Source organism: Neisseria sp. P0001.S005 (assembly GCF_051963715.1).
This window is the reverse complement of sequence record NZ_JBQCTZ010000925.1, coordinates 1-301: the sequence shown is the minus strand read 5'-3', so window position 1 is coordinate 301 and position 301 is coordinate 1. Positions and strand designations below refer to the sequence as shown.

The 301-nt window shown below is 44.9% G+C and carries 1 pseudogene; it reads right to left on the bottom strand.

From position 1 onward, the window contains the following. Positions 1 to 139 precede the first annotated feature (139 nt). Positions 140 to 301 (bottom strand): annotated as a pseudogene (locus tag ACTHSP_RS23520) (NADH:ubiquinone reductase (Na(+)-transporting) subunit F); the annotation flags it as partial.

The following is a 301-nucleotide window of genomic DNA, read 5'->3' as shown; positions in this document are numbered from 1 at the left end:
TTGGAGGAGAAAACAGCTGAAAACCCTTGTTTGGATTTCGGCTGTTGGAAGGAAAGGAATTTTGCAAAGGTCTCAGTATGGTTTTCAGACGGCCTGGCAATAAAAAAGGAAGAAACCGAAGTTTCTTCCTTTTTGTCTGTTAACCGCCGAAATCGTCCAAGAGGATGTTTTCGTCTTCCACGCCCAAATCTTTGAGCATTTTGATCACGGACTGGTTCATGATCGGAGGGCCGCACATATAGAATTCGCAGTCTTCCGGTGCTTCATGGTTTTTCAGGTGGTTTTCGTAAACCACGTTGTG